The following is a 15,542-nucleotide window of genomic DNA, read 5'->3' as shown; positions in this document are numbered from 1 at the left end:
GGTGTGCGCATTGTTAACTTCTCACGGATAAACTTGCGCCGGGTTGATTTCGTGTTTGAATAGGCGTTTTCACAGCGACGTAGTAAGGGTGGATTATGTTTACCGGCATCGTACAGGGCACCGCAAGTATAGTAGAGGTGCATGAACTTGACGCGTTTCGAACCCATGTAGTGGCATTGCCACCCGAAATGCGTGAGGGGTTGGAAATTGGTGCGTCAGTGGCCCATAACGGCGTGTGTTTAACAGTTACCGCTATTGAAGGCGATAACGTTAGTTTTGATTTGATGCGCGAAACCCTGCGCTTGACTAATCTTGGTGCACTTGAACCGGGGGGGCGCGTCAATATAGAGCGTGCTGCACGGTTTGGCGACGAGATTGGGGGGCATTCGATGTCCGGCCATATTATCTGTATGGCCAACGTCGTCGCGATAGAAGAAGCTCCCAATAACCGTCGGCTTTGGTTTTCTCTACCCGACACGATTGGCCGCTTTGTGTTTGAAAAGGGGTATATCGGTGTTGATGGTATCAGTCTGACGGTCGGAGATGTGCGTCGCGCGGCAGATGATAGCGGCATTGAGTTCAGTGTGAATCTGATACCCGAAACGCTCTCACGCACCATGCTCAAAGAGCGTCTGCCTGGCGATAAGGTCAATATTGAAATTGATCCGCAAACACAGGTGATTGTCGAAACGGTCGAGCGCGTGCTGGCTAAACGATTATAAGAAAGCAGCGGGTGGTTGGCTGACCTGCTGGTTCGCTGATGGCCTGAAGATTGCTAGCGTTAGTGTCAGTGGAGGTGGCTCCGCTTAAACCGGCTGTGCGTTAGGTACTCGCATCGCGCGGGAGCTTTCGGTAATATGTGCGGCTTTTCTCGCTCCAAGGGGACGCATACTGCGTTTGCGCGAAGGATAAAACATACATGAAACTTCTGGATAAGTATTTCAAGCTCACTGAGCTAAATACGAATGTGAAAACAGAGGTGGTCGCCGGGATCACAACGTTCCTGACGATGGCTTATATCATTTTCGTAAACCCTAGCATCCTGTCGGAAGCGGGTATGGACTACGGTGCCGTCTTTGTCGCGACGTGCGTGGCGGCAGCGATTGGCTGCTTCGTGATGGGCATTTGGGCTAATTACCCCATTGCGCAAGCACCGGGGATGGGGCTTAACGCCTTCTTCACTTACGGCGTGGTGCTAGGTATGGGATATACCTGGGAAGCCGCGCTTGGTGCGGTCTTCTTCTCGGGTTTGATATTCTTCGTATTGAGTGTTTTTAAAGTCCGTGAGTGGATTATCAACTCGATACCACTCTCGCTACGCTTAGGGATTGCGGCAGGGATAGGGCTTTTTCTGGCCATGATTGCGCTTAAAAACGCAGGTATTGTGGTGGCTAATCCGGCGACTCTGGTCGCGATGGGAGATCTTTCACAGCCAGCGGCTCTTTATTCATTGCTGGGCTTTTTTGTGATTACGGCGTTGGCGTACCTGCGGGTCAAGGGCGCGGTATTAATTGGTATCCTGGGCATTACTCTCATTTCGATGCTGTTGGGGCATAATGCATACAACGGTGTGATGTCGATGCCGCCCTCTATCGCGCCTACCTTTATGGCGATGGATCTGGTGGGCGCCCTTGATGTGGCGATGCTCAGCGTTATTTTTGCGTTCCTGTTTGTTGACCTGTTCGATACATCCGGCACGCTGGTAGGGGTTGCTCATCGGGGTAATCTACTCGACAAGGATGGCAAACTGCCTCGTATCGGGCGCGCCATGATGGCCGATAGCACAGCATCCATGGCAGGCGCGGCTCTCGGCACCTCAACCACCACGAGCTATATCGAATCAACGGCGGGTATTGCATCGGGTGGGCGAACAGGCCTAACAGCCGTCGTGGTCGGTGTACTGTTTTTAATCAGTCTTTTCTTTGCGCCGTTAGCAGGCTCTATCCCGGCTTATGCCACTGCCGGTGCGCTGCTGTACGTTGCGGTACTCATGGCGGGCAGTTTATCCCATGCGAACTGGGAAGACCCAACCGATGCTGCTCCGGTATTAATTGCAGCATTGGCAATGCCGCTGACGTTTTCAATTGCTGACGGTATTGCCTTGGGCTTTATTAGCTTTGTAGGAATTAAAACGCTTTCAGGCCGGTTTAGCGACCTGAATCCTGCTGTCGTGATTCTGGCCTTGCTGTTTGCAGCGAAGTTTCTATTCCTGGGTTAATTATCCAGGCTATTTATTATTAATCTATGAGAGACGCGATGAGCATCTACGGTGACTACATTAAGTCGGTTATTCGCACCGTTCCTGATTGGCCTGAGCAGGGAGTGAACTTTCGTGATATCACTCCGTTATTACAAAACAGTGCGGCGTTTCGCAAACTAATTGATAGTTTCGTGCATCGCTATCAGGAAATGAACCTGGATGCCATCGCCGCGATTGATGCGCGTGGTTTCATTATCGGTGCACCGCTCGCCTATGAGCTAGGTTGTAGCTTTGTACCGGTTCGCAAAAAAGGCAAACTGCCTTTTAAAACGATCAGTGAAACCTACAAGCTGGAATACGGTCATTCGGAAGTAGAGCTACATTCTGACGCTTTTCAGGAAGGTGACCGGATCCTGCTGATGGATGACCTGATTGCTACCGGTGGCACCATGTTGGCCGCCGCCAACCTTATTCAGCGTTCTGGCGGGCATGTCGTAGAAACTGCCACTATTATTGACCTACCCGAGTTGGGCGGTTCTCAGAAAATTCGCGATGCTGGCTTCAGCGTATTCGCGGTATGTTCTTTCAACGAAGACGAGTAACGCCTCTCATGAGCAGCGAACGCTATCACCAACACTTCACTATTTCCTGGGACCAGCTGCACCGAGATGTGCGTCAGCTTTGCCACCAAATGATGGAGCGGGACTTCAAGGGTATTGTGGCGATTACCCGTGGCGGGTTAATCCCAGCGGCACTTATTGCACGTGAGCTTAACGTGCGCCTGATTGATACGATCTGTATTAAAAGCTATGACCATATGGATCAGGGTGGTCTGAATATCATGAAGGGCGTTGACCATGATGGCGAAGGTTGGCTGTTGGTCGATGATCTGGTGGATACCGGTAAAACCGCGCGTGCGGTACGTGAAATGATGCCTAAAGCGCATTTTGTCACTATCTATGCCAAGCCAGAAGGGCGCCCTTTGGTTGACCAATATCTCACTGAAGTGGCTCAGCAGTGCTGGATTCAATTCCCTTGGGATATGGGAGTTGCCTATGTTGAGCCTCTCGTTGATCAAGTTAAAAGGACTTATGACTAATCCATTAACGAACGACTGGGGCCGGTGGCTCGGTGATGAATTTCAAGCCGACTATATGAAGGCGTTGAAACAGTTCTTGGCTCAGGAAAAAGCGGCTAAAAAGGTTATTTACCCTCACTCTTCTGATTGGTTTCGTGCGTTTGAACTGACGCCATTGGAAGAGGTGAAAGTCGTTATTCTAGGTCAGGACCCGTACCACGGCCCCCGTCAAGCGCATGGGTTAAGCTTTTCTGTTCAGCCGGGGGTGAAAATCCCCCCGTCGCTTGCCAATATTTATAAAGAACTGGCAAACGATGTGGGCGTTAAACCGGTGCCGCATGGCAGCCTGGTTAGCTGGGCCAAACAAGGCGTTTTGCTGTTAAACACGGCGTTAACCGTTGAGCAAGGCAATGCCGCGTCGCACCGCGGCAAAGGTTGGGAGCCGTTTACCGATCGAGCAATCGAAACGGTAAGTCAGCATGCTCCGCCGTGCGTGTTTTTGTTATGGGGTAGTCATGCGCGCCAGAAAAAAGCGTTGATTGATCAGCGGCGCCATTTAGTGCTGGAGTCGCCCCATCCTTCGCCGCTGTCTGCCCATCGGGGCTTTTTTGGCAATCACCAGTTTTCTCAAGCGAACCAGTTCCTGGTGGGGCAAGGACGTTCGCCCGTTGAATGGCAACTGCCCGAAAGCGCTTAACCTGATGGACAGATGCAGGTAGAATGCGCGCAATTTTGTATGCCTGAAGATGCGGCCTGAGTCGTTATCCTGATATCACACTGCAGTGAGGAAGCCCCATGAGTGTCTACGCCATTAACCATCCGCTTGTTCAACATAAGCTGGGACTGATGCGCGAAGTTGATTTGAGCACCAAGAGCTTTCGTGAACTGGCAGGTGAAGTGGCCAAGCTCTTGACTTACGAGGCCACGAAAGGCCTGGAGCTTGAGGATCACGAAATTCAAGGTTGGAACGGCGAGCCTATCGCCACGCGCCGACTTAAAGGTAAAAAAGTAACGGTTGTGCCCATTCTGCGGGCTGGTTTAGGCATGTTGGAAGGCGTTACGGATTTGATTCCCAGTGCGCGCGTCAGCGTTGTCGGCCTTTATCGCGATGAAGAAACGCTGCAGCCTGTGCCGTATTTTGCGAAATTCGCTAACGATATTGAAGAGCGCATGGCGCTGGTGATTGACCCGATGTTGGCAACCGGTGGTTCCATGATCGCCACACTGGACATGCTGCGTGAGCGGGGCTGTGAGCATATGAAGATTATTGTTCTTGTCGCTGCTCCCGAAGGCATCAAGCGTGTGCAGGATGCTTACCCAGACGTGGAAATTTATACGGCCTCGGTAGACGATCGACTCGATGAGAATAGTTATATCGTGCCGGGATTGGGAGATGCCGGCGATAAGATATTTGGAACGCGTTAAGCGTTTTGCCTAACGGTGCCCCTTACGCTTCGCGTTGGGGGCATTTTTTTGCCTTTTCGATATAAATTGATTCCTGGGAGTTGAGTGATGAGTAATGCTGGCAGCCGGTCCGAGTCTTGGCCGAAGGTACTGCTGACCGGAGCACAAATGCTGTTTGTCGCATTTGGCGCGTTGGTACTGGTTCCGCTGTTAACGGGCCTGGATCCAAGTGTTGCACTTTTTACTGCCGGTGCGGGAACGTTAATATTTCATGCGGTTACTAAGCAGTCGGTGCCGGTATTTTTGGCGTCCTCGTTTGCGTTTATCGCGCCTATTCAGGGGTCTATTGCCAGTTTCGGTGTTTCCGCGACGCTTGGCGGTTTAATGGTAGCCGGTCTTGTGTATGTCATTATTTCCCAGATCATACGCGTACGCGGTATCGGTTGGCTAAATCGTTTGTTACCGGCGGTGGTGGTTGGCCCGGTCATCATGGTGATTGGCCTGGCGTTAGCGCCGGTGGCCGTTAGCATGGCAACCGGGGAAACCAGCGACAATATCAGCTATGGTCAAGCGATCTTTTTATCCATGGCCAGCCTGCTGGTGACGCTGGTATTAGCGGTATTTGGGCGTGGCCTGCTGCGTTTGATTCCCATTATGGGGGGGATCGTTACCGGTTATGCACTCTCCCTGGTGATGGGGGTTGTCGATTTTACACCGGTACATGAAGCGGCCTGGCTTGGAATACCCAATTTTACGGCGCCTAGCTTTCATTGGGCGGCTATTTTATTCATGATTCCTGTGGCCATTGCGCCTGCGGTTGAGCATATCGGAGATATGGTGGCGATTGGTTCGGTAACGCGTAAAAATTATCTTGAAAAACCGGGCCTGCACCGTACATTACTGGGCGATGGTTTGGCGACCATGGTGGCGGCACTGTTTGGCGGCCCACCCAACACGACGTATTCCGAAGTAACCGGTGCCGTAACACTGACGCGGGCGTTTAACCCTGTTTATATGATTGTCGCGGCGATTATCGCCATTCTGCTGGCCTTTATTTCCAAGCTGGGTGCACTGTTGCAAACGATTCCAGGTCCGGTAATGGGCGGCATTATGACGCTGCTGTTTGGCTCGATTGCTGTCGTCGGAATGAATACGCTAGTACGTGCGGGTCAGTCGCTAACCGCGCCACGCAATCTGGTGGTGGTGTCGTTGATTTTAGTGTTTGGTATTGGCGGCATGCAATTTGGGGGAGGCCAATTTACCCTGCAGGGCGTAAGCTTGGCGGCTCTCGTAGGTATTGTACTGAATTGGCTATTGCCTCGTGAGCGCGAAGGGGAGTAACAGCTCCCTCGTCCTTATCAGGATTCATTACCAGGGAAGGAGACATGTATATGGTAAGTAATGTAGCCACTGCATTTCCCGTACTCGGCGTTGTCGCTTGGAGTGGAACGGGAAAAACGACGCTACTAACGCAGTTGCTGCCACGGTTGCGCCAAGCAGGGCTAAAGGTAGCTGTCATAAAGCATGCCCATCACAGTTTTGAAGTGGATAAACCCGGTAAAGATAGCTATGAGCTGCGTAGCGCCGGGGCGGCACCGATGCTGGTCGCCTCACGGGAACGCTTTGCGCTAATGCAGGAAACGCCGGGTCAGGATGAGCCAGACCTGGCAGCGTTGCTGGCGATGATGGCTTACCATGAGCCAGACCTTGTGATTGTCGAAGGATTCAAAGCATGGCCCATTCCCAAGCTCGTACTGTATCGTAAGGGAATTGGAGAGCCGTCTATTCTTCATGATGCGACGATTCAGGCGGTGGCGCTTGATGATCAACCACCGGTTGAGCTTGACCCCCGGATTACCCCGCTAAACCTTAATGATATCGATGCAATTACTCACTGGGTGCGTACGTGGGCTAGTACTCAACCCAATGGCACATTTTTAAAACATAGGTGATAAACATGCAGCTAACCCACCTCAATACGCGTGGTGAAGCTAATATGGTCGATGTGGGTGATAAGCACGAAACACGTCGTGAGGCCGTCGCCTCGGGGCGGATTTTAATGCAGCCAGAAACGCTGAAGCTGCTAAGTGATGGCGAGTTACCCAAGGGCGATGTCATTGCAACGGCCCGTATTGCCGGTATTCAGGCCGCGAAGCGTACCCATGAATTGATTCCCTTATGTCATTCGTTGGCGCTTTCCAAAGTCTCCATTGAATTTGATATCGACCCTGCGCAGGGCTGTGTCCACGTGACGGCACTGTGCCGATTAAATGGGCGCACGGGTGTTGAGATGGAGGCGCTTACCGCGGTGTCGGTCGCGTGTTTAACGCTCTACGATATGTGTAAAGCCGTCGATAAGGATATGTGTATCGACGCTGTTCAGCTTGAAAGCAAACGCGGCGGCGTACGTGGTGATTATCAGCGCAGTGCTCGTCCGCAAGCCCCCATTGTGACGGGAGAAGGGACGGCAGGCGAAGTGACATTAGGCGAACGCTGCGCCTCGCCCTGTGTTCGGGTGAAGTTTTTAGCCGAGCTGCGTGAACGTGTCGGTGTGAGTGATACGGTGCTTGATCTGGACCAGGTGCCGAGCCGTGATATTGCGGGTTTGAAGGCTGCGCTGAGCCAGCGTGATACGCGATTTAGCGTGCTCACCGACCAGCGGACGCTGTGTGCGATTAACCAGGTGATGGCCAACGATAGCGCACGGATTACTGACGAGGATGAAGTCGCCTTTTTTCCACCCGTGACAGGGGGCTAAACGATGAATATCCAGGTCCAAGTCCAGTCAGCGCCTTTTTCATTAGGCGATGGCTATGCGTCGACGCTCGCCCAGCGAACCGATATTGGGGCGGTTGTCAGTTTTACAGGGTTGGTTCGGGACTTTAACGAGTCGCCTGATGTCACCGGGCTTACCCTGGAACATTACCCCGGCATGACAGAGCGTATGCTGGAGCAGATAGGCGAACAGGCGTGGCAGCGCTGGGCGCTTCAAGCGGTTTATATTGTTCATCGGGTGGGCTACCTGGCGCCGGGGGATCCCATCGTTAGGGTGCTGGTGGCGAGCGCTCACCGGCGCGAAGCATTTGAAGCGTGTGACTTTATTATGGATTTTTTAAAAACCCAAGCGCCGTTCTGGAAAAAGGAGCATTCCACCAAGGGTGAGTATTGGGTGAAAGAGCGCGCTACCGATTGGCAAGATGCCGAGCGCTGGTCATAAGGCTATTACAGTACGCCGCCTGGCGAGTACGCTGCGTTCTACAGGATTCGGTTGCGCCTCGTTGCGTTTATAGAGGCGCTTCTGCGGCCATTATTTGTAAGTGGACCTCGGGCATGTGCTGCATGTGGTCCGCCAACCAATGAATCAAGCGTGGCTGTAGCGCAAGGCGCAAATCAGCCAGCGTATCCGCTTTAATCTCCTCCAACTGATTGTCCAGCCATTCGCTAAAGCTATCTTCGTCGAGCGGGCTGGCGCTGCTGCTATCCAGCATCAAGCGACCGATGCGCCACCATCCGGTATCGCTGGCCGCGACAGGCAGGGCGAGAAATAAACTGCCTCGGCGCGTCGTGGTTTTGGTGGCATCCAGGCCCGGATGCGGCACAACGCTATTTTGATTAACGATACAGGGCGGTTGAGGGTGGCGGGCTTCGCAGCGCAGTCCCAAGTGGTCCATAACGATCATGTCGCCATTAACGGGTGCTAAAGGTGCGCTGATGCCCAAGGAGTCTGCAATCGCTTGGTGGGCCTGCTGGTGGCGCGCTTCGCCGTGCACGGGGATCAAATATTTGGGCCTGATCCACTGGTAGAATGTGATGAGTTCTTCTTGCGCAGGGTGGCCTGTGGCGTGCAGCTCTGGATGATTAACCTCATCAAAGATCGTGACCCCAAGTTGGACCAAGCGTTTTTTGAGCTGCTCAATGGGGCGTTCATTGCCGGGGATAGCTTTGGCAGAGAAAATGACGTTATCGCTAGGCTCAAGGTCAATAAACGGGTGGCGCCCTTGGGCGAGTCGTTGCAGTGCTGCACGAGGCTCACCCTGGCTACCGGTGGCGATAATCACCACTTCATCGGGGGGCAAATAGCCCAAATCATGAGGGGGTACAAGCGCTGGGAAGTCATCCATGTAGCCAAGTCCGCGTGCAATGCTCACCATGCGCTCCATGGATCGCCCCATCAAACTGACCCGACGGCCGCATTGATGAGCCGCCCGGCCAATGGCCAGTACGCGTGCCAGGTTGCTTGCAAAACAGGAGACCACGACGCGGCCCTTGCATTCCTTCAGGCTTTTAGCCAGCGCTTTAGCCACATCGCCTTCACTGCTGGAGTGGCCAGGCAGAGGGGCATTGGTTGAATCACCTACTACTAAATCAATCGGGGCAAGCGCTCGAAAGTGCGCCGCGTTAATGGGCGTGCCAATCAGCGGCTCTGGGTCCAGCTTCCAATCCCCTGTGTGCATTATGCGGTAATCGCCCATCACGATGACCAGCGCGCAGCTTTCAGGGATCGAATGAGTAACCGGCAAATAGCGCACCGAAAAGGGCGCCGTTTCCATTGCTTCGCCCGGCTCGATAATCTTAATCGCGGCGCTACTTAGCTGGTGTTCAGCGAATTTTGCACGTAAGAGACCTGCCGCAAGTGGGGTGGCATAGATAGGGCAGTTCCACTTGGGCCATAACCAGGCAACCGCGCCAATGTGATCTTCATGCCCATGCGTTATAAATAACGCTTGGGGCGTTATGTTCAGTGCCTCGGCGGTGCCCAGGTTAGGTACTTGAAGGGGCGAGTTAGGCAAATCCTGGCGAATCATCATGCCGCAGTCGACCGCGATCCAGTGATCGTCGTATCCATACAGCGTTAGATTCATGCCGATTTCACCACACCCACCCAGCGGCAGTAGGCGCAGAGGTGGGCGGCGGCGAGGACGAAGTTGAACGCGTGGTGGATGCATCGGTTATGAAAAGCCTAAAAAGTAATGCCTTAACTATACGGGAAGGCAGGGGCGGCTAACAATGACCCCCGACATTAGATAACGGTGCTTCGTTAATAGGGTTCCGGTACACTAGGCAGCCGTTATTTACGGCGTCGCTATTTAGCCGCTGTTTGCGGCGCCGTTGCACTATGCCAATAGACGATGCCAATAGTGGTTTGTCATTTGTATTTCGTAGGTCGTCAAGAGTACTTCACATGTCTCATTATTACCGTTTAGTCGTTTCCTGCCCCGATCAGGTGGGTATTGTTGCCCGTGTGTCTGGATTTATTGCTCAACAAGGCGGCTCTATCACCGAGGCCAGTCAGCATTCTGACTTGCAAACGGGCCGCTTTTTTATGCGTTATGAGATATTGGCCGATTCGCTTGGCATGTCCGTTGAAACATTACGCAGCGCCTTTGAGCCAATTGCTCAAGAGTTTTCCATGCAGTGGGCGCTAATGGATACTCAAAAGCGTCGGCGCGTCATCCTCATGGTCTCCCGTGAGTCTCACTGCCTGGTGGATTTACTTTACCGTTGGCAGGCAGGTGAGCTGGATTGTGATATCGCCGGTGTGATTTCTAATCACGAAGACATGCGCTCAATCGCTGAGTGGTACGGTATTCCTTATCACCATGTGCCGGTGGACCCGAATAATAAGGAAGAGTCGTTTACTCAGGTGCAGGAGCTTATTGATAACGCGCGAGCGGACTGTATTGTATTGGCGCGCTATATGCAGATTCTGCCCCCGTCGTTGTGTGAGCGCTATGCTGGGCAGGTGATTAATATTCACCACAGCTTCTTGCCTTCATTTGCCGGCGCCAAGCCTTACCATCAGGCTTATGAGCGCGGCGTAAAGCTAATTGGCGCGACGTGCCACTACGTGACGGAGGAGTTGGATGCCGGGCCGATTATTGAGCAGGACATTCATCGTGTGAGCCATTGCCATACGCCAACTGACCTGGTTCGCTTTGGGCGCGATGTAGAAAAAGCCGTATTGGCGCGAGGCCTGCGCTGGCATATGGAGGACCGCGTTTTGATCCACGGCAATAAGACCGTTGTCTTTAGCTAAGCGTTTTAAAAACTGTTTAAGCTGAACCAGTAACAAAACAAGGGGGTGGTCATGAAAATGGCCACCCCCTTGATGCTTTTAAAATCCGATTTTACGCAAACGGCTTATTAGCCTAGCGCTTGGCCATTACCGCCACGGATGACGCCTACACCTACGCCTTCAATATCCAGGGATTGGGTTCGCAGGTCGATTTCAATCGGTGCAAAATCAGCGTTTTCCGCAATCAGCATGACCTGATGCCCTTGGCGTTGAAAGCGTTTTACGGTGACTTCATCTTCCAGCCGCGCAACGACGATTTGCCCGTCACGTACACGATCAGTGCGGTGCACCGCCAGTAAATCGCCTTCCAGGATGCCCACATCCTTCATGGATAAACCGCGTACTCGCAGGAGGTAGTCGGCTTTAGGGGTGAAATATTCCGCGGGTAGCGGGCAGTAACGGTCAATATGCTCCGCTGCAAGGATCGGGCTGCCAGCGGCCACTTCACCAATAACTGGCAAGCCCATCGGCGGAAGATCATTGCTGTTGGCTGCAACGGTGGCGGGTAATTCGCTAACGTCCTGAGCTTCCTGGTTGGGGAGGCGAATCCCCCGCGACGTATTGCGAATAATCCGGATAACGCCTTTACGCTCAAGAGCACGTAAATGCTCTTCAGCGGCATTGGGGGATTTAAAGCCCAAGGCCTTGGCAATTTCGGCGCGGGTGGGAGGGTAGCCGAATTCACCCATGGTTTTTACTATAAAATCAAAAACATGTTGCTGACGTGCTGTGAGTGGCCGCGACATACCAAACTCCATAAACAATAAAAGACAGTCGGTATCTGTCTGCTTGATCAGTATGTGTTTAAGTATACAGTATGTTGCTCTATCCAGTACATGGTTAAAAAAGCAGCTTGTTAAAACACTGTCTGTGAGCGGTAAGACGTTTGAATTAACGCTAATGTGCAGGGTAGCCAATTAAAAAAATCGGTGAATAAGGGTGATTGAGCCTGATTAAGATATGACTTACTATTCTGGCATGTTTTAAACACTCGTTTCTCCGGAGGCCATAATGGCACAATCTGACACGGTGTCACGCATTCTGGATACCGCTGAGGTGCTGTTTGCAGAGCGTGGCTTTGCTGAAACGTCACTGCGTAACATTACCAGTAAAGCGCGAGTAAACCTGGCGGCTGTTAATTATCATTTTGGTTCCAAGAAAGCCCTTATCCAAGCCGTATTCTCGCGCTATCTAGACCCGTTTACTCAGCGTTTTCATGGTGCGCTCGATGAGCTTGAAGCCCACTACGCCGATCGTGCCATCCCCCTGGAAGAGCTGCTTGAAACAATGGCCACCACGGTGCTGGCAGTGCCTGCTGAACGGGATAGTTTGAAAGTCTTCATGCGCTTATTGGGATTAGCCTATAGCCAAGCGCAGGGGCATTTACGGCGCCATATTCAAGAGCAATATGGGGATGTGTTTACCCGCTTTACCGGGCTTGTGCGTAAGGCGACCCCTGATTTACCCGATGCCGAGCGTTTTTGGCGGCTGCACTTTATGTTGGGTACGGTCATTTTCACCTTGTCGGGGCTGGATGCGCTACGTGATATCGCCTCCAAGGATTATCAGGAGCAGGTGACTGTGCGTGATTTAGTGCGACGCTTGCGCCCTGTGGTCGTTGCCGCCATGAATGCTCCACTGCCGCAAGAGGTTGAAGGAGCGCAGCATGCGAACGCCCCTGTTAGCTGAGTTGCCACCTAAAAAAGGCGGCTGGATCGAAATTGATACCGGCGCACAAATCCTGCGCTGGTGGCAGGGTCAAACACCAGACTTTGAGTGCGCTATCTCTACTGGAGGCGCTGGCGTTGGCCAGCAAGAAGGAAGTGGCCAAACGCCGCATGGCTGGCACTATGTTCGCGCGGCAATTGGCCATGAACAGCCGGTCAATGCGGTATTTAGAGGCAGGCGTTTTACCGGTGAAATTTTCTCAAGTGACTTGGCCGACGCTCATCCGACACGTGACTGGATTTTGACGCGTATTTTATGGCTGTGTGGGTTAGAGCGAGGATTTAACCGTGCAGGCACGGTTGACTCTCAGCGCCGCTATATTTATGTACACGGAACGCCGCCCGATCAACCGATGGGCAAACCTGCTTCACATGGCTGTGTTCGTATGCGCAACGAGGACCTGCTTTATATCTTTGAGCGCGCCGTGCCTGGAACGCCTGTTTGGCTACATGGCAGCCATCTGTAATGGCCTTACGCAGAGGCTTTTTTGACTCTGTGCGTTGATCGTCTAAAATCATCGGCCCTTTTGTTGGATCCCTGCTAATGACTCAACCTATTGGCCCGGTCATGCTCGACCTGGAAGGGCCTGAATTATCCAATGCTGAAAAGCGCTTGCTGCTTGAACCTGCTGTCGGTGGCGTGATTTTGTTTGCCCGTAATGTGGAAGACGCCTACCAGGTGCGCAAGCTGTGTAGCGATATAAGGCGCATACGGGGCGATCTTTTATTGGCGGTTGACCAAGAGGGTGGCCGCGTACAGCGTATCAAAAAAGGGCTTACCCGCTTACCGGCCATGGCCCGGATTGGTGAGCGTTATGCTCAAGACCCTGAAGAAGGCCGCTCTCTCGCCATGGACGCAGGTTGGTTGCTTGGCATGGAAATGGCCGCCTGTGGGCTGGATTTAAGCTTTGCACCAGTGCTTGATGTGGATAGCGGGATTTCTAGCGTCATCGGCGACCGTAGTTTCAGTGGTGACCCTGAGCACGTTGCTCAATTAGGCGCCGCTTTTGTTGAGGGCTTACATCAGGCGGGCATGGGCGCTGTGGGTAAACACTTCCCTGGTCACGGCGGCGTAGCCGCGGATTCCCATGTCGCACTGCCCATTGATGAGCGTTCAATGGAGGCAATTAAACAGCGCGACCTTGTCCCCTTTGAACAGCTAGCCCCCCAGCTTGATGGCATCATGCCCGCGCATGTCATTTATCGAGCATTTGATACACGCCCGGCGGGCTTTTCGCCCAGTTGGTTGGGGATGCTGCGTGAATCGCTGGGCTTTAAAGGCTGTATTTTTTCAGATGATTTAAGTATGGCAGGTGCTCACGAAGCGGGCTCGCCACGCGAGCGTGCCGCTGCTGCACTCGCCGCTGGCTGCGATATGTTGCTGGTGTGTAACGACCGTGCCGCTGCGCTTGAGGTCGTTGAAGCCAGCCAGGGCATCGCCAATAAGCGCCCTGCGAAACTCCGCTATGGCCGTGCACGACCTGATTTGGATGCGCTGAGCGCGCTGGGGCGTTGGCGACGTACGCATGCCAGGCTAGAAGCGCTGGCGGACTTCCCTAACCCCACCTGAATTTTCTTTTCGCAATATTGCTACATTTTTGGGAGTTACCCCATGTCCAAATTGGATAAAGAAGCGCTTGAGTCATTGGACTCAATGCGCCAGCTAATGGAAACAGCAGACTGCTTGATCTTTCAGGAAGAAGTCGAGCGGGCGCTGGATCGCATGGCGGAGGCCATTACTGAAGACCTGGGGGACAAACTGCCGGTTTTTTATTGTGTGATGAACGGTGGCTTGATTACGACCGGGCATCTGCTGACCCGATTGGGGTTTCCGCTGGAAGTGGACTATTTGCATGCCACGCGTTATCGCAACGAGCTGCGCGGTGGCGAGCTTTTCTGGCGTGTGTCGCCTGAAATTCCCATGGCCGGGCGCCACGTCGTCATCGTGGATGACATTTTGGATGAAGGATCGACGCTCGCCGCAATTCTTGCTTACTGTAAAGAAGCTCAGGCAGCCAGCGTTACGACTGCCGTCCTGGTGGATAAGCAACATAACCGCAAAGCGGTGCCGGGCTTGAAAGCTGATTACTGCAGCCTGGAGGTCGCGGACCGCTATGTGTTCGGTTTTGGTATGGACTACAAAGGCTACTGGCGTAACGCCCCAGGTATCTTCGCCCCCAAAGGCATGTAATTTTTAGCGTTGTACATTTAGTGCTGGTTTAGCGGGGGGAGAAGCGCCTCGCTAAGCCTGTCTCGGCAATCATTCGTGTCGAAATTTCTTCTACTGAAAAGCGCGTCGCATCAATAAACGGAATATGCATAATGCGGTAAAGCGCTTCGGCCTGTTCGACTTCCTGCAGACACTGATCCATTGAGCTATAGCGACTGTTCGGCCGACGCTCATTGCGTATGGCGGATAACCTGCGAGCATCAATAGTTAACCCAAACAACTTGCGCTGGTGCGGTGCTAACACCTTGGGCAGCTTGAGCGTGCCGTCTTCGTCAAGGTCGTCCTCGGTAAGTGGGTAGTTAGCCGCTCGAATGCCAAACTGAAGCGCCAAATAAAGCGACGTGGGTGTTTTGCCACAGCGCGATACGCCCACTAAAATAATATCGGCTTTGTCGTATTGATGCGTACGGGCGCCATCGTCGTTATCGAGTGCGAAGTGTACCGAATGAATCCGGTCCATATAGACGTCGTCACTGCCAATCGAGTGAGTTCTTCCCACGCTGTAAGAAGAGTGGGTGCCTAATTCCTGCTCCAAGGGTTTCAAAAAGGTAGAAAAGATATCCACCTTGAAGCCCGGCGCTTGGCGAATTACATCGCGTATCTGCTGGTCAACGATGGTATCGATAATGATCGGTTGTTGCCCATCTTGAGCGGCAGTGGATTCAATAATCCGGGCAAGCGCTTCCGCTTTATCAAGCGTATCGATATAAGGCTTGGTCAGCATGTTGATCTCAATATCGCTGAATTGAGCCAACAGGCTGCGACCCAGGCTCTCGGCCGTAATACCGGTACCATCGGAAATAAAGAAAGCTGTCCGCTTCATAATC

18 protein-coding genes are annotated in these 15,542 nt (G+C 52.9%); 15 read left to right on the top strand and 3 right to left on the bottom strand.

From position 1 onward, the window contains the following. Window positions 1-95: 95 nt before the first annotated feature. The 10 genes from ACT3T6_RS12810 (at window position 96) to moaE (ending at window position 7,899) form a co-directional block, all read left to right on the top strand. The gene (locus ACT3T6_RS12810; RefSeq protein ID WP_193054652.1) at window positions 96-722 is read left to right on the top strand and encodes a riboflavin synthase subunit alpha; all 627 of its coding nucleotides are present in this window, start codon (window positions 96-98) and stop codon (window positions 720-722) included. A 197-nt stretch (window positions 723-919) separates the two neighbouring features. Beyond that, on the top strand, window positions 920-2,218 hold the full coding sequence (locus ACT3T6_RS12805; protein WP_172118433.1) for an NCS2 family permease: 1,299 nt from the start codon (window positions 920-922) through the stop codon (window positions 2,216-2,218). Between the two features lie 38 nt (window positions 2,219-2,256). Next, on the top strand, window positions 2,257-2,802 hold the full coding sequence (locus ACT3T6_RS12800) for an adenine phosphoribosyltransferase (RefSeq protein ID WP_172118434.1): 546 nt from the start codon (window positions 2,257-2,259) through the stop codon (window positions 2,800-2,802). An 8-nt stretch (window positions 2,803-2,810) separates the two neighbouring features. Then, a complete protein-coding gene (gene gpt / locus ACT3T6_RS12795; RefSeq protein ID WP_172118435.1) occupies window positions 2,811-3,299 on the top strand; it encodes a xanthine phosphoribosyltransferase in 489 nt (162 codons plus the stop codon). Further along, window positions 3,292-3,975, top strand: a complete 684-nt coding sequence (gene ung, locus ACT3T6_RS12790; RefSeq protein WP_193054653.1) for a uracil-DNA glycosylase — start codon at window positions 3,292-3,294, stop codon at window positions 3,973-3,975. Before gpt ends, ung begins: the two co-directional genes overlap by 8 nt. 98 nt (window positions 3,976-4,073) lie before the next feature. Next, on the top strand, window positions 4,074-4,703 hold the full coding sequence (gene upp, locus ACT3T6_RS12785; protein ID WP_087107382.1) for a uracil phosphoribosyltransferase: 630 nt from the start codon (window positions 4,074-4,076) through the stop codon (window positions 4,701-4,703). Between the two features lie 87 nt (window positions 4,704-4,790). Further along, window positions 4,791-6,023, top strand: a complete 1,233-nt coding sequence (locus ACT3T6_RS12780) for a uracil-xanthine permease family protein (RefSeq protein WP_193054654.1) — start codon at window positions 4,791-4,793, stop codon at window positions 6,021-6,023. A 50-nt stretch (window positions 6,024-6,073) separates the two neighbouring features. Then, a complete protein-coding gene (gene mobB / locus ACT3T6_RS12775; protein WP_172118438.1) occupies window positions 6,074-6,634 on the top strand; it encodes a molybdopterin-guanine dinucleotide biosynthesis protein B in 561 nt (186 codons plus the stop codon). A 5-nt stretch (window positions 6,635-6,639) separates the two neighbouring features. Beyond that, on the top strand, window positions 6,640-7,440 hold the full coding sequence (moaC, locus tag ACT3T6_RS12770; protein ID WP_172118439.1) for a cyclic pyranopterin monophosphate synthase MoaC: 801 nt from the start codon (window positions 6,640-6,642) through the stop codon (window positions 7,438-7,440). Between the two features lie 3 nt (window positions 7,441-7,443). Continuing rightward, window positions 7,444-7,899: a molybdopterin synthase catalytic subunit MoaE gene (moaE, locus tag ACT3T6_RS12765; protein WP_193054655.1), complete on the top strand. Its 456-nt coding sequence runs from the start codon at window positions 7,444-7,446 to the stop codon at window positions 7,897-7,899. Between the two features lie 67 nt (window positions 7,900-7,966). On the opposite strand, the gene ACT3T6_RS12760 is transcribed toward moaE, so the two are convergent. Further along, on the bottom strand, window positions 7,967-9,544 hold the full coding sequence (locus ACT3T6_RS12760) for a ribonuclease J (RefSeq protein WP_193054681.1): 1,578 nt from the start codon (window positions 9,542-9,544) through the stop codon (window positions 7,967-7,969). Window positions 9,545-9,864: 320 nt separating this feature from the next. Between ACT3T6_RS12760 and purU the strand changes: the two genes are divergently transcribed. Beyond that, entirely contained in the window at window positions 9,865-10,719 is an 855-nt protein-coding gene (gene purU / locus ACT3T6_RS12755) for a formyltetrahydrofolate deformylase (RefSeq protein WP_193054656.1), read from the top strand. Between the two features lie 107 nt (window positions 10,720-10,826). Here the strand turns inward: purU and lexA are convergent, their stop codons facing one another. Then, window positions 10,827-11,504, bottom strand: a complete 678-nt coding sequence (gene lexA, locus ACT3T6_RS12750) for a transcriptional repressor LexA (RefSeq protein ID WP_172118442.1) — start codon at window positions 11,502-11,504, stop codon at window positions 10,827-10,829. Window positions 11,505-11,769: 265 nt separating this feature from the next. On the opposite strand from lexA, the gene ACT3T6_RS12745 reads away from it, so the two are divergent. The 4 genes from ACT3T6_RS12745 (at window position 11,770) to ACT3T6_RS12730 (ending at window position 14,676) form a co-directional block, all read left to right on the top strand. Beyond that, window positions 11,770-12,447, top strand: coding sequence for a TetR/AcrR family transcriptional regulator (locus ACT3T6_RS12745; protein ID WP_172118443.1), 678 nt, complete (start codon window positions 11,770-11,772; stop codon window positions 12,445-12,447). Then, a complete protein-coding gene (locus ACT3T6_RS12740; RefSeq protein ID WP_193054657.1) occupies window positions 12,425-12,952 on the top strand; it encodes a L,D-transpeptidase in 528 nt (175 codons plus the stop codon). Before ACT3T6_RS12745 ends, ACT3T6_RS12740 begins: the two co-directional genes overlap by 23 nt. A gap of 77 nt (window positions 12,953-13,029) precedes the next feature. Then, window positions 13,030-14,055: a beta-N-acetylhexosaminidase gene (nagZ, locus tag ACT3T6_RS12735; RefSeq protein WP_172118445.1), complete on the top strand. Its 1,026-nt coding sequence runs from the start codon at window positions 13,030-13,032 to the stop codon at window positions 14,053-14,055. Window positions 14,056-14,097: 42 nt separating this feature from the next. Beyond that, on the top strand, window positions 14,098-14,676 hold the full coding sequence (locus tag ACT3T6_RS12730; protein WP_193054658.1) for a hypoxanthine-guanine phosphoribosyltransferase: 579 nt from the start codon (window positions 14,098-14,100) through the stop codon (window positions 14,674-14,676). A 28-nt stretch (window positions 14,677-14,704) separates the two neighbouring features. Here the strand turns inward: ACT3T6_RS12730 and ppsR are convergent, their stop codons facing one another. Then, entirely contained in the window at window positions 14,705-15,538 is an 834-nt protein-coding gene (gene ppsR / locus ACT3T6_RS12725; protein ID WP_172118447.1) for a posphoenolpyruvate synthetase regulatory kinase/phosphorylase PpsR, read from the bottom strand. Window positions 15,539-15,542 lie beyond the last annotated feature (4 nt).

The organism is Halomonas sp. 72 (assembly GCF_052379785.1).
Classification (GTDB): domain Bacteria; phylum Pseudomonadota; class Gammaproteobacteria; order Pseudomonadales; family Halomonadaceae; genus Vreelandella; species Vreelandella citrativorans.
The sequence above is the reverse complement of the archived record's forward strand: the minus strand, read 5'-3'. Positions and strand labels throughout refer to the sequence as shown.

Bases quoted from the DNA above. Each gene is read 5' to 3' on its own strand.
- ACT3T6_RS12745 (WP_172118443.1), top strand. From the start codon at position 11,770: ATGGCACAATCTGACACGGTGTCACGCATTCTGGATACCGCTGAGGTG.
- gpt (WP_172118435.1), top strand. From the start codon at position 2,811: ATGAGCAGCGAACGCTATCACCAACACTTCACTATTTCCTGGGACCAG.
- mobB (WP_172118438.1), top strand. From the start codon at position 6,074: ATGGTAAGTAATGTAGCCACTGCATTTCCCGTACTCGGCGTTGTCGCT.
- ACT3T6_RS12730 (WP_193054658.1), top strand. From the start codon at position 14,098: ATGTCCAAATTGGATAAAGAAGCGCTTGAGTCATTGGACTCAATGCGC.
- lexA (WP_172118442.1), bottom strand. From the start codon at position 11,504: ATGTCGCGGCCACTCACAGCACGTCAGCAACATGTTTTTGATTTTATA.
- purU (WP_193054656.1), top strand. From the start codon at position 9,865: ATGTCTCATTATTACCGTTTAGTCGTTTCCTGCCCCGATCAGGTGGGT.
- ung (WP_193054653.1), top strand. From the start codon at position 3,292: ATGACTAATCCATTAACGAACGACTGGGGCCGGTGGCTCGGTGATGAA.
- nagZ (WP_172118445.1), top strand. From the start codon at position 13,030: ATGACTCAACCTATTGGCCCGGTCATGCTCGACCTGGAAGGGCCTGAA.
- upp (WP_087107382.1), top strand. From the start codon at position 4,074: ATGAGTGTCTACGCCATTAACCATCCGCTTGTTCAACATAAGCTGGGA.
- moaE (WP_193054655.1), top strand. From the start codon at position 7,444: ATGAATATCCAGGTCCAAGTCCAGTCAGCGCCTTTTTCATTAGGCGAT.
- ACT3T6_RS12740 (WP_193054657.1), top strand. From the start codon at position 12,425: ATGCGAACGCCCCTGTTAGCTGAGTTGCCACCTAAAAAAGGCGGCTGG.
- ppsR (WP_172118447.1), bottom strand. From the start codon at position 15,538: ATGAAGCGGACAGCTTTCTTTATTTCCGATGGTACCGGTATTACGGCC.
- ACT3T6_RS12810 (WP_193054652.1), top strand. From the start codon at position 96: ATGTTTACCGGCATCGTACAGGGCACCGCAAGTATAGTAGAGGTGCAT.
- ACT3T6_RS12805 (WP_172118433.1), top strand. From the start codon at position 920: ATGAAACTTCTGGATAAGTATTTCAAGCTCACTGAGCTAAATACGAAT.
- moaC (WP_172118439.1), top strand. From the start codon at position 6,640: ATGCAGCTAACCCACCTCAATACGCGTGGTGAAGCTAATATGGTCGAT.
- ACT3T6_RS12800 (WP_172118434.1), top strand. From the start codon at position 2,257: ATGAGCATCTACGGTGACTACATTAAGTCGGTTATTCGCACCGTTCCT.
- ACT3T6_RS12760 (WP_193054681.1), bottom strand. From the start codon at position 9,544: ATGAATCTAACGCTGTATGGATACGACGATCACTGGATCGCGGTCGAC.
- ACT3T6_RS12780 (WP_193054654.1), top strand. From the start codon at position 4,791: ATGAGTAATGCTGGCAGCCGGTCCGAGTCTTGGCCGAAGGTACTGCTG.